The following is a 22,911-nucleotide window of genomic DNA, read 5'->3' on the forward strand; positions in this document are numbered from 1 at the left end:
AAGTCGCCGCCGACATCATGACGTTGACCGGGCCGCGGACCCCGCACCCTGACTCAAGGAGAAACGTCATGAAAACAGATTTCCTGCACGGCGAGCAGAATGCCGCCCCTATCGATATTCCGGCCATCGGGCTGCGTCTTCAAGTACGAATCGATTCGAAAGCGACGGGCGCATCGGCGACGCTACTGGAAACGACGGACCAGCCCGGATTCGGCCCGCCGCAGCATCGGCATGAGATCGAGACGGAAGTCTTTCACGTCGTGCAAGGCCGGTATCTTTTCGACGTGGACGGTAAGCAGACCGTCGTTAGCGCAGGCGAGACGATCGTCGCGAAGCAAGGCACCACGCACCGTTTCATCAACATCGACGATCAACCGTCACGCATGCTGGTGCTGGTCACGCCTGGCTGGGATGCCACCCGGTTTTTTAGCGAACTCGGTGACGTGATGGCGAATGGTTCGCCGGACCCGGCGGTGTTGAAAGCATTCGGCGACGAGTGGCGCATCGAGTTTGTCGGTCCGCCGCTTACGATGCCCGCCGAACTCGCGCCCGACGCGTTGAGCGCGTAACGGGCGTACGCGCGGTCAGATGCGGCTTCTCGCTTGGAGCAGGTCGCGCGCGGTGCTCAGCATGCCGTCGGCGATATTGCCCGAATCGATCTTGTAGCTACCGTCACGCAGCGCGGCCTTGATCGACTCGACCTTGGCCGTATCGATGTCGGAACCGCTCGATTCGCCCAGCGCGGACATCGACGACAGATTCACCGTCGAGTTCAGCGCACCGGCGGCGCTCACCGACTGCACGGCGCCTTTCGTCGCGCGTTGCGTGTCGCTCTGGGCGGCTGCGAGCGTGTAGTTAATGGATTCGATTTTCATGGTGTCTACTCCCGACGTGTTGAATCCTTTAACGGTCCGGGGTTTGAAATCTTCACCATGCGCGGGAACGCGTGACCGATCCCGACGTTCGCCGCACCCCGCGGGGCCTTGCTGGGCGGGCGTCTCAGTCGTTTGAAACAAATTGAAACAAAGTGTGAGCAAAGCCACACAAGGGCGATCGGGTCAACTCGCGATGGCTCGAACGCGTCGCGCCGCGGCGCGCATGCGCCGGCACTTTTGCTTCTCCAGCCATTGCAGCGACTCCTGCACGACTTCGGGCGGAACGTCGTCGAATGAGGCGTCGCGAATCAGCATTTCACTCGCGGCGATGTCGTTGAACTGGCCGAGCTTGTTCTGCACGGACGTCAGTTCCTTGATCGTGCGATCGTGTCCGCCCTTGATCACGGGCTGAAAAAACTCGAGCAGATAGCGCAGCTTCTTGCCGGCCTTGCGAACGTCGTGGAGATCTTCTTCGTGGGCGGTCTCGTTACGCGATGCATATCGGCTGCGCTTCTTCAGCGCGCGCTCCGCCCGGCGAACACGATCCTCCGCGAAGTCCCGAATGGGAAGATCGTTGCAGCTCGACTCCAGTGCGATCTGCGCGCGAAGCAGGACGTCGTTGAGAAACGATTCGACATCATCGCTCTTGATCATCGTCTGGCTATGCACCACGGCCTGCGCCCGCTTTTCTTTCGCGGCGGCCACGAGAATGCCCATCGATGCACGCGACGCCTGCGCGGCTTTCAGAAGATCGCCGGCGATATCCCAGTCTCGCGTTCCACCGGCCACGGCGGCCAGGCGCTTGAATTCTTCGATGGCGTGTGCGGTCGCTTCTTCGCCGAGATAAGGCGAATAGGCCCAGTACAAGGCACGCAGTTTTCTGAAGGAGACGCGAAGCTGATGGAATGCTTCGGCATCGCAATCCGTGGCGACCTCTCGCGCCCGCCTCACGGCTTCGGCGACCACGGGCGCCGCCAATGATGAAAACGTGCTCGCGATTGATTCCGCGTCTGGTGTCGATGAATCGGCCGGTCGTCGGCCTTCCTTGAAATTGATCGGCCGGGGCAAGGGCCAGTCAGCATCCATATCCACCATCGAGGCCTCGAGTCAGACAGAATTTTGGTGGACTTGACCATACCACAGCGAAGTGCCCGAAAGCTGAACTCGATGACGATTTGATGAAGGTAGAACCCGTTTATCGATCGGCGAATTCGACGCGGTTGCGCCCGCCTCGCTTGGCGCGATAAAGCGCTGCATCGGCCGACGCATAGGCCGTGTCGAAGCCGGCTCCGGCTTCATTGTTGCTGATGCCGAAACTCGCGGTGATGCGGCGATCTACCGGCGGAACAATCAGCGATTCGCTGATGGCTTCGCGCATGCGCTCCGCAAGAAGTGCGGCGCTCGACGAATCATGACCGGGCAACAGCACCGTGAATTCCTCTCCACCCACGCGCCCGATGAAGCCGCGCTCGCCCACGATTCGCCGCAGACAATCGACGACGCCCAGTATCACCGCGTCGCCTGTGGGATGGCCGAAATCGTCGTTGATCCGTTTGAACTCGTCGATGTCCAGGACAATCATCACCGCGCTGTTCGTACGCAGCATCTTGCCGGTCCGCTCGATCACGGCGCTGCGATTGAGCACGCCTGTCAGCGCATCGTGCGACGCGCGATGTTCGAGCTGCGTGGCAAGCGCCTGCATCTCGCGCTCGGCACGATCGCTTCTGCCGATCAAACGCCGCGTGTCGCGCATCAGCCGCTCGAAATGATCGATGAGTTCGCCAAGCGACTCGCGATATACATGCGCATCCGCATCGGCGGCCGCATGCACGGCGCGGGCTTTCACGAGCGCCGCGCTCTCTTTCTGAAACAGATCGGGCGCCGCGTCCGGAGGCAGCTCAGGCGAGGATGTCGAGGGCATCCTTAACGTCCCTGATAAATGATGGGACGATCCGTGAATTCGATTGCGCCGAAATCGGCCTTCAGCTCTTCGCCGAATTCGGCAATCGTCTCGTCTTCTTCATCGTGATACCAGTTCATCAGCACGCGGCTTCCCGATTGACCCGCCTGATCGAGCGCGTCGAACATGCTGAACAGCATCTTGGTGCTCGAACTATTGAAGTAAGTCAGCGCGACATCGATGGTGATCACAGCGCCCGCGTTCTCGGCCAGATACTTGCGCATCTGCTCGATGACAGGCGCATAAAAAGCCGCCGCGTTTTCCGGGTATGACTCGCCCTTGAGCGACAACGCGTGCTGGTCGAAGCGAAAATCGACCTCGGGCGACGTCGTCGTGGCGGCGATATAGAGGTTATCCATGGTTCTTGCGCCTTCCTGCTCAGATTTTGGCCATGAGGCAAAACAGCGTGGTTCCGGGATCGTCGGCACGCGGGTGAAAAGCAAACTCGAGCGGCGCACTCGCATCGCGCGCCATCGTGAGAAATCCGAGGCCCGCGCCCTTGCTGTCTTCCGGCGTGTCGGACCGCAGCGATAGCTTGTACGCCTGCCTGATTTCTTCAAGCGACATATTGCGCAGGGGTTCGAGCTTATTGCGCAGATTCTCGACTTCCGCGGTCGCCATTGGATTGACGCATAACATCACGTGATGTTCGCCGTCCTTCGAGATGCACACGGCTCCCTCACGTATGGCTCCCGCCGTCTCGCCGCCCGCTTTCAATGCGTCCGACGAGTAGTGAACGATGTTCTGCGACAGCTCGACAAAGGACGAGAAAAGCTTGCGGCGAGTCGGCGCGTTCACGCCCGCGACTTCCAGTTGAAGCTTGACCACCTCGCCCATCGCCGCGACGATGTTATGCGAGAAATAGCCCTTGTGATAGAAGAGAACATTGCGTCGCCGCGCCAGATCGAAGAAGGCGCTGTCTTGATCGAGTAGTTGAGACATTCTGGAAATTGACTAGATACGGGCACAAAAGAACGTGACGTCATCGCGGCGAGGCTGCGTGCGTTGCCATTCGGCGAGCGCGAGCCGAAGCGCTTCGCAGATCGTCGATGGTGGCTCGGCCCGATGTTCGCGAATCACGTCGAGCGCGCGGCGCCGGCCGAACGAAATGCTTCGCGGGCCGCCGATCTGATCCGTCAGTCCGTCCGTGCAGATGAAGAAGAGGCTGCCCTTCGGTAATGAAATGGCGTGCGCCTTCCATTCATAGTTCGCGCGGCTATCGACATAACCTACGCCCATGCGATCGGGCGCGATCGTTTCGAACTCCGTCGCGTCCGGCGACAGGATATGCAACGCAATCCTCGCCCCCGCGAAATGCAGCACGCTCTTTGCAGCATCGAACCAGAAGAACGCGGAATCCAGCCCGTCGTTGGATTGCGGTCCTCCGCTCGCGTTGTTCACCTGCCCGAGCAAGCCCTTCACGTTGCGGTTGAGCGCCGACAGCAAGGCGGCCGGATCGCGCGGTCCCATCTGTTCGAGCGCCTTCGAGAGAGACGCCGAAGCGAGCAGCGTCATGAACGCGCCGGGCACGCCGTGCCCCGTGCAATCGGCTATCGCGCCGAACCAGTCGCCGGAGTTCGCCGCGAAATGATAGAAGTCGCCGCCGACCACGTCGCGCGGTTCCCAGACCATTGCGGCATTGCGTATATGCGTCGACAAAGTTTCATCGGATGTACGCAGCATCGCGCGTTGAATCACGCTCGCGTACTCGATGCTCTGCATGATCTGGCGGTTCTTCTCCGCCTGCATTTCCGCTACGGCGCTGACGAGTTCCAGTCCGCTGCCCACGCCCGTGAAGCGGCCGCCGCGCGTGACGATGAAACCATCGACGAGCGCTTTCTCTCCGGCCTCGACGGTTCTGAATGCAAGCGTTTCGATGCTCTCGTCCGCATCGACGATCAAAGGCTCCTTGTCCATGAACGCGATGCAGGTCTTCTTGTCGTATAGCTCGCGATGAAAAGGCTTGCTCATTTGCGACATGAAGATATCCCGGTTGATCAGGCCGATGGGACGAAGGCCATCGATGACCGCGAGACTGCCCATGTCACGACGCGCCGAAAAAATCTCCATCACGAGCGAGTTGGAGTCCTCTGCGTCGACGAACGGCACTTCCTGGCATAAGTCTCCCGCCGTGCGTGGCTCTATCTGGGCAGAAGATCGGCGAAACCTCGAAAACGCTGGCTGCATGGCACGCGGATGACATATGAAGAAACCCCGCACGCTACGGTTTCTGTGTGTACTTTATGTGTCAGATCAAAGAAAGATGGGCCGATTAGCGCGAATGTGAAGAACGATCGTTCGCGCAATCGTTTGCCCTGTGCGACGAGACGCAATCGCCGTCGTCTGCGATATCTGACACTCGACTGACAACACTTTGCGGATCGGCGTATCTTTACTTCCCAGCGCACTTCCTTCGGGCTTGCCGCCAGTCGCGTGCGAAGGCAATGGCCCGTGCCCGGTGCGTCTGACTAACTTCTTCAAAAAGGAGAATCACAATGAATGCACGAAAACCACTTGCACTGGCGGCTGGCATCCTCGCCGTCGCGGTATCGCTCAATGCGGGCATCGGCAGCGCATACGCTCAGAGCAGCGACGCCGCGCCGGCGACATCGGCCGCGCCGAGCGCCAAATCCACGAAGGCCGCGAACCGGCAACTCGCCAAGGACGTGCGCAAGAGCCTGACCAAGGTGAAGGGTTTGAGTGTGTCGAACATATCGGTTCGTGCTAACGGCGGCGCCGTGACGCTCGCGGGCACCGTCCCCGACGCCGCGCAGATCGACAAGGCAACCGAGGCCGCGAAGGGAACGGCTGGCGTGACATCCGTCAGGAACGCGTTGACGATCCGCGAAATCGGGCAATAAGAAAGCCGCTCGCCGCGACATGGACCGACCACGAGAATCAAGGTCGGTCCGTGGCGGATAGCGCCACGGATAGGAATTTACCCCGAGAACCGAAACGCGGATTTCAGCGGAGAATGGCTTCCGAAACATTTTTTCGACCGCAACATTGTCGATATAGTGAGTCGGATCACGCGCCTTGTGCACGATGCTCGGCAGCCACCTGATTCGACGCGGGCTCGCGACGCCGGCTCGACCGCGTGACATTCCTCTTGATGAGCGCCCTGTCATGAAAAAAGCGATCCTTTCTCTTCTGGCGGCCTCGGCGTTGTGCATCGCCCCGCTCATCGCAAGCGCGCAACAGGCGGTTCGCATCGGCGTTTCGGCGCCGCTTACGGGCATCGGCGCGGCCAATGGCAAGGACATCGAAAACGGCGTGCGGCTCGCCGTGGAAGAAGCGAACGCGCAACACATCAACATCGGCGGACAGCCGGTTCAGTTCGAGCTCGCATCCGTCGATGATCAGGGCGATCCGCGCATCGGCGTGCAGGTGGCGCAAAAGCTCGTGGACGATGGCGTCGTCGCCGTCGTCGGCTATTACAACTCTGGCGTGGCGCTTCCCTCATCGCCGATCTTCGCGAAAGCGGGCATCCCGCTGATCGATCCGGCAGCGACGAATCCGGCCATCACGCGCCAGGGATTGAACAACATCTTCCGCATCATCGCGACGGACACGCAGAACTCCGGCAACGCCGGCACGTATGCCGTGAAGGTCACGAAGGCGAAGCGCATCGCGGTCATGGACGACCGCACGGCATTCGGACAAGGCGCGGTCGAAGAATTCAAGAAGGCCGTGCAGGCGGCGGGCGGTCAGATCGTATCCGAGGAATACACCACCGACAAAGCCGTCGAGTTCAACGCGCAACTCACGAACATCAAGGCGGCCAACGCCGACCTGCTGTACTTCGGCGGTCTCGACGGTCAGGCGGGCCTGATCGTCAAGCGCATGAAGCAGCTCGGCATACGCGCGCAGTTCGTCGGAAGCGGCGGGATCGCCGATAGCGTCTTCATCAGTTCCGCGGGCAACGCGGCCGACGGCGCGATGGCCTGGGAATACGGCCGGCCCGTCGATTCATTGCCGGAAGGCCGGGCGTTCGCGGCCAAGTTCAAGAAGCGCTTCGGCGCGGATACGTTGACCTATGCGCCGTTCGCCTATGACTGCGCGTGGCTCGCTATCACGGCGATGAAGCAGGCGAACTCCACGCAGCCCGCCACATTCATGCAAACGCTGCGCACGATGCAATATAACGGCATCACCGGCCATATCTCGTTCGATAAATACGGCGATCTGAATAGCCCGACCTCGACGCTCTATCAGGTGAAGTCGATGAAATGGCAGCCGGTGACGACCATCGGCGCGGAGAAGTAACCTACGGCGCTCGCTCTTCTTATTCCTCCGCTGACGGCCATTCGTTCTCGAAGACGCATTCCTCGATAGAACGGCGCTTGGCCCAGCGCTCGGTCTCGAGCATCGGCGCAGCGTAGTAGCGTTCCACATGCCCCACGCAGAGAATCGCGACGGGCCTCGCGCCCGAAGGCATGTTCAGCAACGCGGCGACTTCCTGCGGATCGAAGAGGGAAACCCAGCCCATTCCGAGCCCTTCCGCGCGCGCGGCGAGCCACATGTTCTGGATCGCGCAAGCCACCGAAGCGAGGTCCATCTCGGGAAGCGTGCGTCGTCCGAATACGTAGTCTTCGCGGCCGTCCATCAGCGCCATGACGAGCACTTCAGCGCAGTCGCGCAAACCTTCCACCTTGAGTCGCATGAACGAATCGCGTCGCTCACCGAGGGCGTCGGCGGTGAGCAGGCGTTCGCGTTCGACGGCGTCCCGCAACTGCGCGCGAATATGCGCACGCGTGATGCGCAGAATGCGCCAGGGCTGCATGAAGCCGACGCTCGGCGCATGCAGCGCGGCGTCGATGAGCCGCTGCATGACCGGCGGCGCGATGGGATCGCTCACGAAGTGACGCATGTCGCGACGCTCGTGAATGGCGCGATAGACCGCTTCGCGATCCGCCTCGCTGAATGCTTTTTCCATGGATATCGATGAAGGTTCAACGCATGGAGAAGCATCATACTGCGTCGGGTCGCCGGCGCTATCGACAGGATTTAAAACCTCCCCACCCGATACGCGCCCGGATCCGCAAACGTCGCCTCGCCGCTCATCATCTCCGCCAGAAGCCTCCCCGTGACCGGCCCGAGCGTGAGCCCATGATGCGCATGCCCGAACGCGAACCACAGCCCCGGGTGCCGCTCCGCAGCGCCGATCACGGGCCGCATGTCCGGCGTGCACGGCCGCAATCCCAGCCACGGCGACTCGTCGAGCCGCTTACCAAGCCCGAACACCGGCCGCGCGATACGCTCGGCACGTTCGAGCTGCACCGGACTCGGCGGCCGGTTCCTGCAAGCGAGCTCGACGCCCGTGGTCAGCCGCAAGCCGCGGCGCATCGGCGCGACCACATAACCATTCTCGATATCGACGACCGGCCTCGAAAGCGCGGCACGTCCATCGTTCGCGTAGTGCATGTGATAGCCACGCTTGGCCATCAGCGGAATGCGGTATCCGAACTTGCGCGCCACGTCGCCCGACCACACGCCCAGCGCCACCACCGCCGCTTGCGCTTCGAGCAGCCCGTCCGCAGTCATCACGCGCCATCCGCTGCCCGTCCGTTCGAGCGTCGCGGCGTCGCCGGTCAGGATGCGTCCGCCTTCGCGCTCGAAGAGCGCCGCATAGCCCTTCGTCAACGCGCCCGGATCGATCACGCTGCGCGGGTCGGCCCAGTGGATCGCGCCCGCGTAGCCGCCATCGAGCGACGACTCCAGCCGCTGCAACGCGCCCGCGTCGAGCACCTTCATGCCGAGTCCGTGCTCGTTCGCGATCCGCTGTGCCGCGCCCGCCTCGCGTTCGAACTGATCCTGCGAGCGATAGGCTTCGAGCCAGCCCGTCGGCCGCACGAGATCGGCGACGCCCGCCCGCGCGATCAGCGCCTCGTGCTCCGCCACGCTCATCCGGATGAGCGGCAGCATGTCCCGCGCCGCCGCGGCGAGTCTCGTGGGCGCAGACTCCCACCAGAACCGCGCGAGCCACGGCGCATAGGCCGGCAGCGAGCGCAGGTCGTAACGCAGCGCGGTCGAGCGGTTGAGCGCGAACTTCAGCACGGTGCCCCAGTCACGCGGGAACGCATACGGAACGACCGACGACGCCTCTATCAGCCCCGCATTGCCGAAGCTCGTCGCCTCGCCGGGCGCACGGCGATCGACGAGCGTCACCTGCCATCCGCGCTGCCGCAGATGCAGTGCGACGCTCACTCCCACGATGCCCGCGCCGAGCACGATCACGTCCTGAGTCATATTCCGATGCCTGATGAAGTGCCTACTTCGCAATGATGTCGCGTTTGAAGTACTTCTGCGACAACTGACTGAGCGTGCCGTCCTTTTTCAACGCATCGAGCGCGGCGACCACCTTCGCCTTCAGCGCCGCATCGTTCTTGCGCAAGCCGATGCCGGTGCCCTCGCCGAGCGTCGTCGGGTCGGTCAGCGCGCCGCCCGCGAAATCGAAACTCTTGCCCTCGGGCTTCGCGAGGAAGCCGTCGATGGCTGTCTGCACTTCCTGCACCGCGCCGTCCAGCCGCCCCGCCGAGAGGTCCGCGAAAATCTGGTCCTGACTCTGATACGTGACAACCTGCACGCCCTCGTTCGCCCAGTGCTTGCGCACGTAATCCTCCTGCGTCGAGCCCTGCAACACGCCCACCGACTTGCCCTTCAGACTCGCGGGCGACGGCTGCAGATTCGAGCCACGCTTCGCGACCATCTGGATCGGCATCACGTAGACGGGCGGCGTGAAGTCGATGGCCTGCCTGCGCTTGTCGGTGATGTTCATCGCCGAATTGATCGCGTCGAACTTGCGCGCCTGCAGCGCGGGAATCAGCCCGTCGAAGCTGTTCTCGACCCAGACGCACTTCATCTTGATCCGCTGGCACACCGCGTTGCCGATGTCGATATCGAAGCCTTCCAGTTGGCCCGTCGGCGTCTTGCTCTCGAACGGCGGATACGACGCCTCGACGCCGAATCGCAAGGTCTGCGTATCCGCATGCGCCACGCCGAATGTGAACGCGAGGCCCGCCGCGCCCGCCAGGCAAATCATCTTCCAGTTCATTGTCGTCACCAAAGGTCGTCTGTGTGTATCAGCAACGTAGGTCCTGCACCAGGCGCGCAGCGTTTGTCGCGCGCTCACCGAAATATAGACCAGAAATAAAATTAAAGTCTAGAATAGACAAAAATGTCCACTCTTGGACGGCGCCGCACGAAACGCGCTGTCGCAACATTCGAGAACCGGAGGCTGACGAATGACTCTCTCGCCCGAACTCATGCGTGGCGCCCAGGCGCCTTTCATCGCCGACGAAGCGCTGGTGCGGCAAGCGCTGCCGTCGCTCGACGTCCGCGGCGCGCTCGAAAGCATGTTCATCGCGCTCGGCGATGGCGAAGCCGTCCAGCCGCCGCAAACGCTCACGCTCTTTCCGCGCGACGCGGGAGATTTCATCACCTACCTCGGCGTGCTCCCGAAACACGAAGTGTTCGGCGTGAAGCTCTCGCCCTATCTCGTGAATGCGGGCGCACCGGTCGTCACCGCGTGGACCGCGCTCATGTCGATGCGCACCGGCGCGCCGCTGATGTGGTGCGATGCCGCGCTCCTCACCACCGAGCGCACGGCGGGCACGACCGCGCTTGCCGTCGATCGCCTCGCGCGCGCGTCGAGCCGGCGTCTTTCGATCATCGGCTCGGGCGACATCGCGCTCGCGCATCTGCGGCACGTCGCGCCGTTGCGGGAATGGTCGGAGATCCGCATCCACTCGCCGCGCCTCGCGAACGATCGCGCGCGCATCGCCGCCATCGAAGCGCTGGACGCGCGCGCACGCGTGGCGGCATCCGTCGACGAGTGCGTGCGCGACGCGGATGTCGTCATGCTGTGCACATCTTCAGGCACGCCGGTTCTCTCGCTCGACGCGCTCACCACGCCCGCGCTCGTCACGTCGATCAGCACGAACGTCGCGCGCGCCCACGAGATCGACCCGGCCGCGCTCGGCACGCTCGATGTCTACTGCGACTATCGGCAGACCACGCCATCGAGCGCGGGAGAAATGGTGATCGCGCGGGAGCGTCACGGCTGGTCGCCGGAGGCCATCCGTGCCGACCTCGCGGAACTCGTGCGCGGCGCATGTCCCGCGCCTTCCTTTGAACGTCCGGCGTTCTTCCGCTCGATCGGTCTCGGTCTCGAAGATATCGCGCTCGCGCATGCGTTGCACGTCCATCTCGCGAAGGGGCGCGCGGCGGCGTAGCGGTATCATCGGTTTTCGCGGTTTCGAACCCATGTCTATTTCAATGCCACGACGCAAGACGCAAAAGCCGGATAGCGACGCGCTTCTCGCACGCTATGCGCACATCGCGGACAGCATCACGACGCTCTTCTTCCCGTACGCGGAAGTGGTGATCCACGATCTCTCGGATCAGACGATCGCGTATCTGTCGAACAATCTTTCCAAGCGCGAGATCGGCGACGATTCCGCGCTGGAGGATGTCGAAGAGACTGCGCGCGAGCGGCTCGTCGGTCCGTACGAGAAGCTGAACTGGGACGGACGCCGCATGCGCTGCGTGAGCACGGCGCTCTTCGACGACGCGGGCAACGCCGCGGGCGTGATGTGCATCAACTTCAACATCGCGGCTTTCGAAGAGATGCGCTCCATGCTCGATGTCTTCCTGCGCGGCGCGGGCGTCGTCGCGCAGCCGGTCGAGCTATTCAAGGACGACTGGCAGGAACGCATCAACACGTTCCTGCACGGATGGCTGCGCGATCGGCAACTCGCGCTCAACTCGCTCACGCGCGATCATCGGCGCGAACTCGTGGAGGCGCTGCAAGCGCAGGGCGCGTTCAAGGGCAAGAGCTCGGCGAACTATGTCGCGAAGGTGCTCGGCATGGGGCGCGCGACCGTCTATAAACATCTGCGCGAGATGAAAGACGGGGCGTGAACGTCACGCATCGTGTCCGGGCCTACAACCAGCGCCAGATACCCGCTGCCCATCCGGCGAGCGGCTTATGAGCCCACGTCGCCGCAAGCCACACGACGAGTCCGCCCAAGAGCGCGTGCAAGCCGAATCCGCCGAGCCGCGCGCGCCCGGCCGCGATCGCCGCGAACGGCAAGTAACTCGTCTTCGATTCCCATGCTGGCCAGAGATCGGGCTGGAGACGTTCCTTCTTCCGGTCCTGCAAGGCGGCGCCGACAAGCGCAAGGATGACGATAGCCGCCCCAACGATGATGTTCTTCGTCACCGGAAACACCGCGATGTGGCACAGCCCCCAGAGTGCGAACGACCACATCATCGGATGACGCGTCACCGCGAACACGCCGTGCGCCGCGTCCGGTAACGCGGCCGGACGTTTGCCGCTGGGAAGCGCCGGGTTGCGAATCAGGGAGCCCATCAGGAGGATCGACGCGATCAGCATGATCACGGTCACGATCGCCCAGAGCACGTCGCCTACCGGCCACAAGGGTGTCGTCACGGGCGCCTTCCGGTAGGCCAGTACGAGCCAGCCGAGCGTCAGGAACGCAATCAGCGAATAGACGCCCTGAAATCCCGCTTCGCCGACTGCGCGAATCACAGGCTTGCGCAGCGGATGCGACAGGAGAAAGTGGCTGCCCACGAAGGCGATCGCCGCAGCCAGAACCGCATTGGTGTTGTCCATTTGTCCGTGCTCCTCAACTCATGTCGTAGGTGACGACTCGTCCGTACAGGGCGGCCCGGATGCCGGGTAATATGGCGAAGCCCCCTCAAGGTGCCGACATCATGGCCAAGGTCGAAGACGGACTCGCGCGTTTCTACGCCCTTTCCGACGGAATTTTCGCCGTCATCATCACTGTGATGGTCCTGGCGTTCAAACCGCCGACAGGTCACGATTTCCACGCGCTGATCGGCTTATGGCCCGATGTCATCAGCTATGCGGTGAGTTACGCATTCATCGCCGTGGTCTGGTTGAATCATCACGCCGTGCTCCGGCATGCACAACAGCTAACCGGCACGCTGGCCCTCGCTAACTTCGCCAACCTGTTCGCCATTTCTTTCATTCCATTTACCACAGCCTGGCTCGCCGAAAGTGAAATGGCAACTTTTCCGCTGACGCTTTATGCACTGGTCTTTTTCCTCGTGCAGGGCACCTACATGGTTTTGATGTGGGAAAGCTTTTCTCACCAGACAGGTGACGACGATCCGTACGCGCGCAAGTGGCAGTGGTTCCGGGCGTGGATCATGTTCGGCGTATTCTTTGTCTCCGCCGCAGGCGTCATCATCCCGCCGCTTCTCCGGCTCGGGCTGCTCGCTTCCTTTCTCATTCTGTACTGCCGTCCCGATCCGTTCCGGCGCGCCAGATCGGCGGTGCAAAGTCGACGCGGCGGGCATTAGCCGATAGTCGCTAGTTCGAGCCCACTTCTTCCAGCAACCATTCCTTGAACGCCAGTACCGGCGCGTGCTGCTCGCGCTCCTTCCTGTAGACGAGGTAGTACGCCAGCTCACAACTCTGGACGTGATCGAACGGCTTCACCAGACGTCCCTCCGCCAGATCACGTTCGACCAGCGTGGTCCTTCCGAGCGCGACGCCGTTCCCGGATATCGCCGTCTGAATGGCCATCGCAGAGTCGTTCAATTGCAGGCCCCGATCCGTTTCGAACGAATCGCGATAACCCGCATGCAGCAGCCACGATCGCCATGTGGGAAAGACACCGAAGCCGCTCATCGATGTGTCATGAATCAGCGGGTGATTCTTCAGATCAGACGGCCGCCTCAACGCGTTCGGACCGTGCGCGAGCGCAGGACTGCAGACCGGAAAGAATTCGTCACGCAGCAAGAAGGTGGACATGAGATCGGGCCATGCGCCCGTACCATATCGGATGCCGACATCGATTCGCTCAGAGGTGAAATCGACGAGATGCCCGCTCGTCTCGATCCGCAGATCGTAATAGGGATGTCGGCCCTGAAAGCGGCCGACACGCCACAGAAGCCACTTTTCCGCGAATGCCGGAGGGACGGTCACCGTAAAAATGATGCGGGATTTACTCGCCCTCAGCCTCTCCACTGCGCTCGAGAGGAGATCGAAGCCGCCTTGCAGGTCGGGGAGCGCTGCACGCGCGGCATCCGTGAGCGATAGCCGCGACGGTCCCGAACTGGAGCGGTGGAACAGCTCGATATCCAGATAAGCTTCGAGGCCGCGAATGAGCTGCCCGATTGCCGCGGGCGTCACATTCAACTCCGCGGCGGCGGCCGGGTAACTCAAATGTCTCGCGACAGCTTCGAATGCGCGCAGGGCGTTGAGGTTGTTCGGCGCTCGCATCGCTTTTCGTACTCGCGAAAGTCGAAAACAGGACTTTACCGCGACATGTGTTCGAACGTGCAGCGCCCGCTTTCATCGCGTGCCGGCGGGTTCAGAGCTGCGTGAGCCCACCATCGACGACAAGCTCGGAACCCGTCATGAACGCAGAATCATCGCTCGCCAGGAACAGCGCGGCAGTCGCGATTTCGCGCGCTTCGCCGAAACGCTTCAGAGGGACAGCGGCCTGAATCGCGGACCCGGTATCGGCCAACTGTTTCTCCGACAGCCCCAGCTTTTCATGGAACGGCGTCGCAATCGGACCGGGACTCACGGCATTGACGCGGATCCCGCGCGGTGCAAGCTCTGCGCCGATCGAACGTACGAGCGAACGCGTCGCCGCCTTCGTCGCGGAAAGGATCGACAGGCCGGGCGTACCGACTTCATTGAGGAACGACGTCGTAATGACGATGGACGATCCTTTCGACAGATGCGGAGCCGCCTTTTGAATGGTGAAGAACACACCGTTGAAGTTGAGCGCGAACTGGTCGCTGATCTGTTCAGGTGTGACCGCTTCGAGGGGCGCCGCCGTTCCCGCCCCCGCATTCGCAAAGATCACGTCGACGCGTCCGAACGTTTCGACGACATCAGCGATAGCCTTGTCGATTTGTGCAGGGTCGCGTAAATCGACCGACAGCGTCATGGCGCCTTCGCCGAGAACGCTGGCGGCATTCGCGAGCCGCTCGGCATTCGTCCCCGTCACGACTACCGTGGCCCCTTCGCTCTGGAAAAGTCTCGCTGCTTCGAGGCCGATGCCCGAGGTTCCGCCGGTGACCAGTGCGATCTTGTTCTTGAGCTTCATGACAGACTCCTTGATGTGTGTGACGTATCGGAAACTTCGATCGGCTTTTGCGTTGCCGGTGCACACACTATCGTCGCTGCCATCTATGCCGACAAATGAGAAGATCTTGCGGGGCGGAAAAGAAAAACTATGCGGCCTGTCGATGACGCGTTCTCAGTCGAGCGTCTTGCCTTTCGTTTCCGGAATGCACGCGTAGACAATCGAGCCGATCAGGGCCGCTGCTGCGAGATACACCCACACGAAGTCGACACGGCCCGACTTGACCATCCACGTCACGATGTAAGGCGCTGTTCCCCCGAAGATCGCAACCGATATGGCATAAGGAAGCGCGATGCCCGTGACGCGAACCTCCGCGGGGAACTGCTCGGCCATCACGGCAGCGCAGTTGGCGCAGTATCCGATGAGCAGCACCATGCCGATCGTCTGCGTCATGAACAGGCTCAGAAAGCTCGCGGAGACGAAATGCAGGGCAGGCCAGACATAGAGCAGAGAGCCGATCGAGAAGGCCAGCAATGTCGGCTTGCGGCCATATCGGTCCGACAGCTTGCCGCCGAACGGAAGCAGGACGAGGAATACCACCAGCGCACACGCGTTCGCCAGCAGCGCGGTTTTCAGATCGACGCCCGTGCGCAAGTGCGCATACGTCGGAAAGTTCACCATCCACAGATAGTTGAAGAGCGTGCCGGCAATCGAAATGCCCGCGACCCGGAGCGCAGCACCGGGATGCTTCAGCAGCAAGTCTTTCAGCGGGCTTTTCCTGCGCGCCCCCGATGACTGAATGTGCTCGAACGACGCTGTCTCTTTCGCATGCTTCCGGACCCAGAGCGTGACGATTCCCAACGCCCCGGCGAATGCGAAGCCCGCACGCCAGCCCCACGCCGCAAGGTCTCCTTCATGAAGCGATGAGGTCGTCACGAATCCGATCAGCGATGCCAGCAATATCCCGCCGTTGAGTGCGAAGTGCTGCCACGAACCGACGAAGGCTCGCTCGCCCGGTGCGGCGGATTCGACCAGAAACGCAGAAGCGGAGCCGAACTCGCCACCGGCGGAGAAGCCTTGAACGAGCCTCGCGAGCACGAGCACGATCGGCGCGGCGATGCCAATGGTTCCGTAAGTCGGGCATCCCGCGATCACGAGCGATGATCCCGCCATCAGCAGCACCGATAGCGTCAGTGCCTTCTTTCTGCCGTAGCGGTCCGCATATGCGCCGAGCACCGCCCCGCCTACGGGCCGCATCAGGAAACCCACCGCAAACACCGCAAAGGTGGAGAGCAGATTGGCGAGAGGCTCGCTGGCATCGAAGAATTGACCGGCGAATACAGGGGCAAACGTCGCATAGATCAGCCAGTCGACCCATTCGACCATATTTCCCAACGATGCCGCCACGATCGCCGTTCTCGATCGTCGCTGCTCGGCGGTTATCGAGGGGGCGGTATCCAGCGTGGCAAGGCAGGCGCTTCCTGCCGGCTCTTGCTGATTCATGCGTGCGTCCGTTCCGCCCATATCAACTCCAGTTTGTATCGACATACGAAGTCTCCTTTGATCGATGTCGAGCGACCCGCAATCGCTCGTTCTTTTCGCATAGTATTCCGAATTAATTTGAATGTGCCCTCGCTGGACAAATGGCCTGCGTGGCTACAGCCGAATGATGACGGACTTGAGTTGCGTGTAATGAGCGAGCGCCTCGACGCCCTGTTCCCTGCCATATCCGCTTTGCTTGAAGCCGCCGCACGGCGTCTGAACGAATCCACCACTGTACTCATTGACCAGAATGCGACCCGCGTCGAGGCGACGTGCAACCCGATGCACCCTGCTCACATCGCGCGTCCAGATACCGGCAGCGAGCCCATAGTCCGAATCGTTCGCGATAGCGATCGCCTCCTGCTCGTCGCGAAACCTGATAACGCACAAGACCGGACCGAAGATCTCCTCGCGGGCGATTCTCATCTGGTTCGTCACATCGACATACACCGTCGGACTGATGAACCATCCTTTTCCGCCGTCCTTCTCCAATCCCGCTTCGCCGCCGATGAGGGGCGTCAGTCCATCCTGCTTCGCTATCTCGAAGTAGGCCTTGATCCGTTCGTATTGAGCTTGCGTAGTGATCGCGCCATAGGAAGTCTCGTCGCCGGGTCCGACATCGAGCGCCGATACGTGATCGACGAGCCTGGCGACGAACTCATCGTGAATGTCCTCTTGTACGAGCAAGCGCGTGCCCGCCGCGCACCACTGCCCGGCATTCCATGTGAAGCCGGTTGCACAACCCTTGGCCGCCGCTTCGATGTTGGCGTCGTCGAAGACGATGTTTGCGGATTTGCCTCCGAGCTCCAGCGTCAGCGGCAGGATTCGCTCTGCTGCAAGCCGTCCCAGCTCTTTCCCCGCGCGCACACTGCCGGTGAATGAAATCTTGCCGATATCCAAGTTGTCGACCAACGCCGGCCCAAGCTTCGGACCGGTACCGACAACGACGTTGAGAATCCCAGGCGGAAGGCCGCACTCGATGGCGAGTCTCGCCAGTTCCACCAGTGAAGCGGATGTGAATTCCGACGGCTTCGCCACCACTGCGTTCCCCGTCGCCAGGGCCGGTGCGATCGCGCGCGCCGCCTGATGCAATGGAGCGTTCCACGGCAGGATCACGCCCACGACGCCAAACGGGTCGCGTCTCGTGTACACGTGATAGTCGGCACCGGCGTTGATGATCTCGCCATCCATCGAATTGACGATCCCGCCGTAGTACTCGAAGTACTGCGCGGTCAGATCCATGAGTTGAGCCATCTCGCGGCCTGGCTTGCCGGTTTCGGCGCGTTCGAGCGACCCGAGTCGCTCCACGCTGTCCCGCACGCGCCTCGCCATTTCAACGAGTATCCGGCCGCGTGCAGACGGACGCATATCCGCCCAATGCGGCTGTGCCGCGACAGAAGATGCGACGGCGGCATCGACATCCGCCGCACCGCTATCGGCAACTTCGCTTTGCTTCAGTCCGGAACGAGGATCGAACTTGTCGAGATATTCGTTCCTGGAAGGCGGGACCGATTGCCCGGCGATGAAGTTCAGAATTCTTTCCATTTTCAAGCCCAAGCTGGTTTTCACAAAAGCCATGCAGACGAACATCGCTCGACCGGGATGTTCGTCAGGTCGCCTTTATCTCGGCGTGTGCAAGCTTTTCCAACTGGATGACGACCTTCGTCATGTCTTCACCATCGAAACCGTCCGCAATTGCTGCATCGAAAATCTGCTTCACTACGGAGCAGGCCAGCATGGGAGATTTCACCGCTTCGGCTTCACTCAAAGCGAGGCGCATGTCCTTGCGCATCAGGTCCATCCGAAATCCGAAATCGAAGTTGCGCGACAAGACCTTCTCGCCGAGTAGCGTATCGACGGCGAAGCTTCGGGCAGTTGCACTCTTCGACAACGCGTCGAGAATCACCTGTGCGGGAATTCCGGCTTTCACGCCGAAGAGGACCGCTTCCGCGGCGGTGACGAGCGCCGCGCCGGCGATCATGTTGTTCACCAGCTTCAAGGTCTGCCCCAGTCCCGGCTGCTCTCCGAGATGCGCGACATTGCGACCGAATGCGTCGAATGCGGGTTTTGCGCTTTCGAATCCGGAAGCCGCACCCGACACGAGAACGCTGAGCGTACCGGCCTTCGCACCGGCAACGCCGCCTGCAAGCGGCGCGTCCAGAGAGACTATGTTTCGCCCGGCAAATGCGTCCGCGAGCTTTCGTGCGACCGTCGGACCTGTCGTCGAATGATCGACGAAGACTTTGATCTTCGATCCTTCGATCAAGCCGTTCGATCCCGTCGCGACAGCCTCGACGATATCCGGCGTCGGCAGGCAGATCATCACGACCTCCGCGCGGTCCGCGAGATCGCGGGCGCTCTTCGCAGGTTCAGCGCCGCCGCTGACGGCCTCGCGGATAGCATTCTCTTTGCGGTCGAACACGACAACCGCCAGGCCTTTGGCGAGCATATGGGACACCATGTGTTTGCCCATTGCGCCAAGCCCCACGAATCCGTACGTCGCCATACCATGTCTCCCGATTGGTGACGAGGGCGAACTGGCGATCGTATGCGCTGACGCCATGTCGTATCGGCCCTTGTCGAAGAATTCGGTTGAATGGTATGTCGTGCCGGCGGCACGCTCAACTCAGTTTTCCTGTCACTTCGATTTACTTTTTTTCGTTGAGAACGCCGGCGTATTCGTGCCGGGGATACCGCATGACGAGCCTGCGCGCTGGTCATACAAAATCCGCCAATTCCCAGCCGCACGTTGCTTCGCTCCGCTATTAGCGATACCTTTACATCCATCCTTGTCGTCGTGCCCTGGTCAACGAGTGGAGAGCCGCTTCGTGAAGAAAACATGGGTTTTCTCGTGCGTCGTTGTCGTCGGCGCGATCCTCGGCGGATGCAACAAGGGCGGATCGCAAAACGCCACCGAGGCATCGGGCGCATCCGCGAGTCAGGCTCCGGTTCAGCCGGCGCAAAGCGCGAGCGAAGCGCCCGCCGCATCGGGCGCGGTAGGCACCGTCACCAAGACACAGTTGCCGGCGGAAGCAGGCGAGACACTGCGGCTCATCAAAGCGGGCGGACCTTTCCCGTTCGGCGAGGACGGCGTCCTGTTCCGTAACAGTTCGAACCTCCTACCGAAGCATCCGCGCGGCTACTACCACGCATACACGGTTCGCACGCCCGGCTCGACCGACCGCGGGCAGCGCCGCATCGTATGCGGCGGACCACGCAGGCAGGTCACGGAGTGTTATTACACCGAGGATTACTACGTCACCTTCAAGCGCATCGCCGAATGAGGTGTGCGGCGATGGCGGAAGGTCGTGGAAGGGGTTTGAACATGACGAACTGCCGGGTCGGTCGCCCGACCCGGCAGCATTCCCCGCAGGTTGTCATTTCTACCGTCTTTATTGCGCCGCAGGCGACTTCACGCTCGGGGTCGCCAGCGTGTTATTGCTCGTAGTCGGTGCGGTGGTGCCCGACGTCGTGTTGCTGTTCGTGCTGCTCGGCAGGCCCGAGTTCGGCGCCCTCGCGCCCATGCCGCTGTCCGAGTTCGTCATGCCTGGCGTGCCATAGCCGCCTGTTGCACCGTTGACCTGATTTGCCGGGCTGGCCGTGCTGCCTGCCGAGCCCGCACCATTGGAGCCGCCAGCCGTTTGTGCATAAGCCCCCGCCGACAGGGCGAGTGCGGCCACGGCCGCCATCAAAGTGCTGATTGTCTTGCTCATGTTCCGTCCCTCCTAATCGGGCTGAAGTATGGACGCAGACGCTCGCCGCCTGCTTAACATGGACCCCGCAATCGCCGTGCCGCAGTTTTACAGCCCCTCTTACATTTCCGATTCGACAGTACACCGACACGAAAGCAATGCCCTTCAGAAGCATCGAGTTCATGTCGATAACAAGGCTATGGACACCTGTGATAACAACATCGTTGGCGCGTTCGAGCTTCGTATGATCGACGCTGACATCGCCCATATTCGACTCGCGATCGAAGCGGTTCTGCACGAGTCGAATTCGGCGCTTCCGATGTTGTATTGGCGCAGGCGGCTGGAGCATTTGCTGCGTAGCCGGCACCTTCTGCACCATCAGTTCTCGGCCGTAGCCGACCTGCTTACGAGGATCGAGAAGATTAGCGAAGCGGAGCGTGACGATGCGCCGACCGCAATCGGCCGAGCATCTTCGTCACTCGCGCGCGCTATCGCCCGATAACATCGTTGGCCTCGTTTCGCCCGCGCTTTCGTTCGCGCTTGTCTTCGTACATCGCGGTATCGGCGAGGGCGATCGCCTGATCCGCGCTCACGAACCGCACCGCGACAGCACCGATGCTCAAGCCGAAAGCGCCCACCGGATGACGGCCGGGCAAGCTCGTTCCACTTCCTGCCCTCGCAAAGCGCGCCCGAATCTCGGCCGCGATCCGGTTCGCCTCGTCGAGATCGGCGGGGCCCGGACCCACGAAGGCGAATTCATCGCCACCGATGCGCGCGAGCATATCCGTGTCACGCGTGACGCTGGCAATACGCTCCGAGCAGTCCCTCAAATGACTGTCGCCGGCCGCGTGCCCGAACTCGTCGTTGATCTTCTTGAAATCGTCGAGATCGATCATGCCGACGATCACATATGAGCCGTCTCTCGCGGCCCTCGCCAGCAGCCGGCCCAGTTCGTCCTGCAATGCGCGTCGATTCGGCAGTCCGGTCAGCGTGTCCGTCAGCGCGAACTTCGTCAGATATTCGTTGGAACGGCGCACTTCTTCGAGCAAGCGTTCCCGCTCGATATGCTGAGCGATGATCTTCGAGAACAGGTTGAGCGCACTGCGCGCACGCGGCCCGATAGCCTGGCTTTTTCTGCTCGCGCCGCAGAGCGTGCCGATGATCAGTCCGTTGCTCGCGCATATCGGCGCACTCGCATAGGTTTCGATGCCGAGCGCACGGGCAGCCTGCGAATCGCCCCACACTTCGCTGACGTTGGACGTGAAGCGGCGTCCATCTTCGATGCAGCGCTTGCAAAGCGTGTCCGACCAGGGCACCTCCAGTCCTTCATCGATGCGAAGCTCGCCCGTGTTGCGCGCGAAATCGACGAACTGAATCCCGGCGGCTTCATCGATGGAAGTCAGATAGACCGACTCCAGCCCCGTGACGATTTCAAGCATTTCAAGCAGCGGTCTCGTGAGCTGTTCCAGACTTTGCGCTGAAGCCACCGACTCCGAAAGCCGCTCGAGCATCAATTCCATAGGCACCTCGTTTAGCCTGAGAAACTGAATTGTAACGGTGCGGAAGTCGGCTTCGCTTAAAGGATCAGAACGCGTGCGTCATCCCGATTCGCGCCACCATCTGATGCGAATTCGACGACGGGCTCGCCGCGCCGGGAATGAACGCCGTATCGAGCGCCGTGCCCGTATTGCCGCCGCTCAGCTTCTGATAAACCAGTTGCGTATAAACGCCGGTGCGCTTCGACAAAAAGTATTGAGCCATCAGGCCGACCTGATTCCAGTGCATCGAGTTATCGAAACCGCCGTGCTTCAGATGCGCCATCGTGTACGTGTACATGCCGGCGATCGACAAATCCGGTTGAATGTCGTACTTGGCGTTGAATTCGATGTTATCGAAACGCAGGCTCGCGTCATTCACCCCGAGATCGCCGAGATAAAGCGACGACACCGGTTGCTGCGCGTTCACATGGGTATAGACGAGACCCAGCGTCGCCGGCCCTGCTCCATAGCTCGCGCCGATACCGTAGATCTTCTGGTTCGCCGCGACGAAGCCCGCCTCGTCCGAAGCCACGGAGCCTGTCGATGTCGCGCCTGGCGCCGCGAGGTTTTCATAAACGGCGCCGATCGTGAATGTCGCATAGCTGTACTTCAGCCCGGCGCTGTACATGCGATTGCCCGCGAACGCGCCGGCCTGATTGCTGAATCCGTATAGCGCGGTCGCCGTCACGCCGCCGTACTCACCGCTCGTGAACTTGACCGAGTTGTTCGCATGAAACGTGGCGTCGGTATTGTCCTTATCGAGCGGATGCGAAAACAGATAACCGCCCCAGTAACCATTGGCCGTCATCGGCCCGATGATATCGGTCATCGAATCGAACTGGCGTCCGAACGTGAGCGTGCCGAGCGTATCGGATTGCAGTCCGACATAAGACTGATAACCGAACAGCCGCCCGTTGTAATAGGCGGCGCCGTTATCCAGCATGAAGCCGCTTTCCAGATCGAAGATCGCATGCAGTCCGTCGCCGATATCTTCGCTGCCCTTCAGGCCCCATCGGCTCGTCACCAGATCGACGCTCGATGTCTGCCATGCCTTGTGTCCACCCGCATTGCTCGTCAGATTGATGCCTTCGTCCAGCACGCCAAACAGCGTCACACTGCTTTGCGCATGTACGGTGGCGCAGGCGAACAGCGATATCGCCGCGAGGACCATCTTCGAATTCATGCTGCTTGTCTCCAGCGTTTGAATGGTTT

General features: G+C 61.5%; 26 protein-coding genes. 8 read left to right on the top strand and 18 right to left on the bottom strand.

Annotation, left to right across the window (positions count from 1 at the left end; genetic code table 11):
• Positions 1-68 precede the first annotated feature (68 nt).
• Entirely contained in the window at positions 69-569 is a 501-nt protein-coding gene (locus tag PQR08_RS29290) for a cupin domain-containing protein (RefSeq protein WP_250487606.1), read from the top strand.
• A 15-nt stretch (positions 570-584) separates the two neighbouring features.
• On the opposite strand, the gene flgM is transcribed toward PQR08_RS29290, so the two are convergent.
• The 6 genes from flgM to PQR08_RS29320 form a co-directional block, all read right to left on the bottom strand.
• Positions 585-875: a flagellar biosynthesis anti-sigma factor FlgM gene (gene flgM, locus PQR08_RS29295; protein ID WP_250487605.1), complete on the bottom strand. Its 291-nt coding sequence runs from the start codon at positions 873-875 to the stop codon at positions 585-587.
• A 183-nt stretch (positions 876-1,058) separates the two neighbouring features.
• Positions 1,059-1,841, bottom strand: coding sequence for a CHAD domain-containing protein (locus tag PQR08_RS29300; protein ID WP_250487604.1), 783 nt, complete (start codon positions 1,839-1,841; stop codon positions 1,059-1,061).
• A gap of 229 nt (positions 1,842-2,070) precedes the next feature.
• Positions 2,071-2,796, bottom strand: coding sequence for a GGDEF domain-containing protein (locus PQR08_RS29305; RefSeq protein WP_250487603.1), 726 nt, complete (start codon positions 2,794-2,796; stop codon positions 2,071-2,073).
• 2 nt (positions 2,797-2,798) lie between these two features.
• Positions 2,799-3,194: a DUF1987 domain-containing protein gene (locus PQR08_RS29310; RefSeq protein WP_035504868.1), complete on the bottom strand. Its 396-nt coding sequence runs from the start codon at positions 3,192-3,194 to the stop codon at positions 2,799-2,801.
• Between the two features lie 19 nt (positions 3,195-3,213).
• Positions 3,214-3,777 carry a SiaB family protein kinase gene (locus PQR08_RS29315; RefSeq protein WP_187602999.1) on the bottom strand — a complete coding sequence of 188 codons (564 nt, stop codon included), beginning with the start codon at positions 3,775-3,777 and terminating at the stop codon, positions 3,214-3,216.
• A gap of 12 nt (positions 3,778-3,789) precedes the next feature.
• Positions 3,790-4,905, bottom strand: coding sequence for a SpoIIE family protein phosphatase (locus PQR08_RS29320; protein ID WP_250487610.1), 1,116 nt, complete (start codon positions 4,903-4,905; stop codon positions 3,790-3,792).
• A 425-nt stretch (positions 4,906-5,330) separates the two neighbouring features.
• On the opposite strand from PQR08_RS29320, the gene PQR08_RS29325 reads away from it, so the two are divergent.
• Together PQR08_RS29325 and PQR08_RS29330 are read left to right on the top strand one after the other, a co-directional pair.
• Positions 5,331-5,696, top strand: a complete 366-nt coding sequence (locus PQR08_RS29325) for a BON domain-containing protein (protein ID WP_187602997.1) — start codon at positions 5,331-5,333, stop codon at positions 5,694-5,696.
• 265 nt (positions 5,697-5,961) lie between these two features.
• Positions 5,962-7,101 carry a branched-chain amino acid ABC transporter substrate-binding protein gene (locus PQR08_RS29330; RefSeq protein ID WP_250487602.1) on the top strand — a complete coding sequence of 380 codons (1,140 nt, stop codon included), beginning with the start codon at positions 5,962-5,964 and terminating at the stop codon, positions 7,099-7,101.
• Between the two features lie 19 nt (positions 7,102-7,120).
• Here PQR08_RS29330 and bluB read toward each other — a convergent pair whose 3' ends face one another.
• From bluB to PQR08_RS29345, 3 genes are all read right to left on the bottom strand, one after another.
• Entirely contained in the window at positions 7,121-7,771 is a 651-nt protein-coding gene (bluB, locus tag PQR08_RS29335) for a 5,6-dimethylbenzimidazole synthase (protein WP_187602995.1), read from the bottom strand.
• Between the two features lie 71 nt (positions 7,772-7,842).
• Complete coding sequence (locus PQR08_RS29340; protein ID WP_250487601.1) at positions 7,843-9,084, bottom strand: NAD(P)/FAD-dependent oxidoreductase; 1,242 nt, start codon at positions 9,082-9,084, stop codon at positions 7,843-7,845.
• A gap of 22 nt (positions 9,085-9,106) precedes the next feature.
• Positions 9,107-9,889: an ABC transporter substrate-binding protein gene (locus PQR08_RS29345; protein WP_250487600.1), complete on the bottom strand. Its 783-nt coding sequence runs from the start codon at positions 9,887-9,889 to the stop codon at positions 9,107-9,109.
• A gap of 190 nt (positions 9,890-10,079) precedes the next feature.
• Here PQR08_RS29345 and PQR08_RS29350 point away from each other — a divergent pair, with 190 nt between their 5' ends.
• Positions 10,080-11,069, top strand: coding sequence for an ornithine cyclodeaminase family protein (locus PQR08_RS29350; protein WP_250487599.1), 990 nt, complete (start codon positions 10,080-10,082; stop codon positions 11,067-11,069).
• 31 nt (positions 11,070-11,100) lie between these two features.
• Complete coding sequence (locus tag PQR08_RS29355; protein ID WP_284509257.1) at positions 11,101-11,757, top strand: helix-turn-helix transcriptional regulator; 657 nt, start codon at positions 11,101-11,103, stop codon at positions 11,755-11,757.
• A 22-nt stretch (positions 11,758-11,779) separates the two neighbouring features.
• On the opposite strand, the gene PQR08_RS29360 is transcribed toward PQR08_RS29355, so the two are convergent.
• Positions 11,780-12,472 carry an NnrU family protein gene (locus tag PQR08_RS29360; protein WP_250487597.1) on the bottom strand — a complete coding sequence of 231 codons (693 nt, stop codon included), beginning with the start codon at positions 12,470-12,472 and terminating at the stop codon, positions 11,780-11,782.
• Between the two features lie 101 nt (positions 12,473-12,573).
• Here PQR08_RS29360 and PQR08_RS29365 point away from each other — a divergent pair, with 101 nt between their 5' ends.
• On the top strand, positions 12,574-13,185 hold the full coding sequence (locus tag PQR08_RS29365) for a TMEM175 family protein (protein WP_187602990.1): 612 nt from the start codon (positions 12,574-12,576) through the stop codon (positions 13,183-13,185).
• A 10-nt stretch (positions 13,186-13,195) separates the two neighbouring features.
• Here PQR08_RS29365 and gcvA read toward each other — a convergent pair whose 3' ends face one another.
• The 5 genes from gcvA to PQR08_RS29390 all read right to left on the bottom strand — a co-directional run bounded on the left by gcvA (position 13,196) and on the right by PQR08_RS29390 (position 19,032).
• Positions 13,196-14,110 carry a transcriptional regulator GcvA gene (gene gcvA / locus PQR08_RS29370; RefSeq protein ID WP_250487596.1) on the bottom strand — a complete coding sequence of 305 codons (915 nt, stop codon included), beginning with the start codon at positions 14,108-14,110 and terminating at the stop codon, positions 13,196-13,198.
• Positions 14,111-14,201: 91 nt separating this feature from the next.
• Positions 14,202-14,948 (bottom strand): SDR family oxidoreductase, encoded by a 747-nt coding sequence (locus PQR08_RS29375; protein ID WP_250487595.1) that lies wholly within the window; start codon positions 14,946-14,948, stop codon positions 14,202-14,204.
• A gap of 153 nt (positions 14,949-15,101) precedes the next feature.
• Positions 15,102-16,334, bottom strand: a complete 1,233-nt coding sequence (locus PQR08_RS29380; protein WP_250487594.1) for an MFS transporter — start codon at positions 16,332-16,334, stop codon at positions 15,102-15,104.
• Between the two features lie 249 nt (positions 16,335-16,583).
• On the bottom strand, positions 16,584-18,059 hold the full coding sequence (locus PQR08_RS29385) for an aldehyde dehydrogenase family protein (RefSeq protein ID WP_250487593.1): 1,476 nt from the start codon (positions 18,057-18,059) through the stop codon (positions 16,584-16,586).
• Positions 18,060-18,078: 19 nt separating this feature from the next.
• Positions 18,079-19,032 carry an NAD(P)-dependent oxidoreductase gene (locus PQR08_RS29390; protein ID WP_408163226.1) on the bottom strand — a complete coding sequence of 318 codons (954 nt, stop codon included), beginning with the start codon at positions 19,030-19,032 and terminating at the stop codon, positions 18,079-18,081.
• 265 nt (positions 19,033-19,297) lie between these two features.
• On the opposite strand from PQR08_RS29390, the gene PQR08_RS29395 reads away from it, so the two are divergent.
• Positions 19,298-19,753 (top strand): ribonuclease, encoded by a 456-nt coding sequence (locus PQR08_RS29395; protein ID WP_250487591.1) that lies wholly within the window; start codon positions 19,298-19,300, stop codon positions 19,751-19,753.
• Positions 19,754-19,861: 108 nt separating this feature from the next.
• Here PQR08_RS29395 and PQR08_RS29400 read toward each other — a convergent pair whose 3' ends face one another.
• The gene (locus tag PQR08_RS29400) at positions 19,862-20,182 is read right to left on the bottom strand and encodes a hypothetical protein (protein ID WP_187602984.1); all 321 of its coding nucleotides are present in this window, start codon (positions 20,180-20,182) and stop codon (positions 19,862-19,864) included.
• Positions 20,183-20,210: 28 nt separating this feature from the next.
• Here PQR08_RS29400 and PQR08_RS29405 point away from each other — a divergent pair, with 28 nt between their 5' ends.
• A complete protein-coding gene (locus PQR08_RS29405) occupies positions 20,211-20,663 on the top strand; it encodes a hypothetical protein (protein WP_250487590.1) in 453 nt (150 codons plus the stop codon).
• Here the strand turns inward: PQR08_RS29405 and PQR08_RS29410 are convergent.
• Together PQR08_RS29410 and PQR08_RS29415 are read right to left on the bottom strand one after the other, a co-directional pair.
• Complete coding sequence (locus PQR08_RS29410) at positions 20,650-21,681, bottom strand: sensor domain-containing diguanylate cyclase (RefSeq protein ID WP_187602982.1); 1,032 nt, start codon at positions 21,679-21,681, stop codon at positions 20,650-20,652. The genes PQR08_RS29405 and PQR08_RS29410 overlap by 14 nt on opposite strands.
• Positions 21,682-21,745: 64 nt before the next feature.
• The gene (locus tag PQR08_RS29415) at positions 21,746-22,882 is read right to left on the bottom strand and encodes a porin (protein WP_408163229.1); all 1,137 of its coding nucleotides are present in this window, start codon (positions 22,880-22,882) and stop codon (positions 21,746-21,748) included.
• Positions 22,883-22,911: the final 29 nt, after the last annotated feature.

This window comes from Caballeronia jiangsuensis (assembly GCF_046030135.1).
GTDB classification, from domain to species: Bacteria; Pseudomonadota; Gammaproteobacteria; order Burkholderiales; family Burkholderiaceae; genus Caballeronia; species Caballeronia jiangsuensis.

Excerpts from the sequence above, each read along its gene's own strand:
- PQR08_RS29330 (WP_250487602.1), top strand. The coding sequence starts at position 5,962 with ATGAAAAAAGCGATCCTTTCTCTTCTGGCGGCCTCGGCGTTGTGCATC.
- PQR08_RS29340 (WP_250487601.1), bottom strand. The coding sequence starts at position 9,084 with ATGACTCAGGACGTGATCGTGCTCGGCGCGGGCATCGTGGGAGTGAGC.
- flgM (WP_250487605.1), bottom strand. The coding sequence starts at position 875 with ATGAAAATCGAATCCATTAACTACACGCTCGCAGCCGCCCAGAGCGAC.
- PQR08_RS29360 (WP_250487597.1), bottom strand. The coding sequence starts at position 12,472 with ATGGACAACACCAATGCGGTTCTGGCTGCGGCGATCGCCTTCGTGGGC.
- PQR08_RS29375 (WP_250487595.1), bottom strand. The coding sequence starts at position 14,948 with ATGAAGCTCAAGAACAAGATCGCACTGGTCACCGGCGGAACCTCGGGC.
- PQR08_RS29415 (WP_408163229.1), bottom strand. The coding sequence starts at position 22,882 with ATGAATTCGAAGATGGTCCTCGCGGCGATATCGCTGTTCGCCTGCGCC.
- gcvA (WP_250487596.1), bottom strand. The coding sequence starts at position 14,110 with ATGCGAGCGCCGAACAACCTCAACGCCCTGCGCGCATTCGAAGCTGTC.
- PQR08_RS29345 (WP_250487600.1), bottom strand. The coding sequence starts at position 9,889 with ATGAACTGGAAGATGATTTGCCTGGCGGGCGCGGCGGGCCTCGCGTTC.
- PQR08_RS29400 (WP_187602984.1), bottom strand. The coding sequence starts at position 20,182 with ATGAGCAAGACAATCAGCACTTTGATGGCGGCCGTGGCCGCACTCGCC.
- PQR08_RS29325 (WP_187602997.1), top strand. The coding sequence starts at position 5,331 with ATGAATGCACGAAAACCACTTGCACTGGCGGCTGGCATCCTCGCCGTC.
- PQR08_RS29310 (WP_035504868.1), bottom strand. The coding sequence starts at position 3,194 with ATGGATAACCTCTATATCGCCGCCACGACGACGTCGCCCGAGGTCGAT.
- PQR08_RS29405 (WP_250487590.1), top strand. The coding sequence starts at position 20,211 with ATGGACGCAGACGCTCGCCGCCTGCTTAACATGGACCCCGCAATCGCC.
- PQR08_RS29355 (WP_284509257.1), top strand. The coding sequence starts at position 11,101 with ATGTCTATTTCAATGCCACGACGCAAGACGCAAAAGCCGGATAGCGAC.
- PQR08_RS29320 (WP_250487610.1), bottom strand. The coding sequence starts at position 4,905 with ATGGAGATTTTTTCGGCGCGTCGTGACATGGGCAGTCTCGCGGTCATC.
- PQR08_RS29290 (WP_250487606.1), top strand. The coding sequence starts at position 69 with ATGAAAACAGATTTCCTGCACGGCGAGCAGAATGCCGCCCCTATCGAT.
- PQR08_RS29390 (WP_408163226.1), bottom strand. The coding sequence starts at position 19,032 with ATGGCGTCAGCGCATACGATCGCCAGTTCGCCCTCGTCACCAATCGGG.
- PQR08_RS29410 (WP_187602982.1), bottom strand. The coding sequence starts at position 21,681 with ATGGAATTGATGCTCGAGCGGCTTTCGGAGTCGGTGGCTTCAGCGCAA.
- bluB (WP_187602995.1), bottom strand. The coding sequence starts at position 7,771 with ATGGAAAAAGCATTCAGCGAGGCGGATCGCGAAGCGGTCTATCGCGCC.
- PQR08_RS29305 (WP_250487603.1), bottom strand. The coding sequence starts at position 2,796 with ATGCCCTCGACATCCTCGCCTGAGCTGCCTCCGGACGCGGCGCCCGAT.
- PQR08_RS29315 (WP_187602999.1), bottom strand. The coding sequence starts at position 3,777 with ATGTCTCAACTACTCGATCAAGACAGCGCCTTCTTCGATCTGGCGCGG.
- PQR08_RS29350 (WP_250487599.1), top strand. The coding sequence starts at position 10,080 with ATGACTCTCTCGCCCGAACTCATGCGTGGCGCCCAGGCGCCTTTCATC.
- PQR08_RS29365 (WP_187602990.1), top strand. The coding sequence starts at position 12,574 with ATGGCCAAGGTCGAAGACGGACTCGCGCGTTTCTACGCCCTTTCCGAC.
- PQR08_RS29385 (WP_250487593.1), bottom strand. The coding sequence starts at position 18,059 with ATGTTCGTCTGCATGGCTTTTGTGAAAACCAGCTTGGGCTTGAAAATG.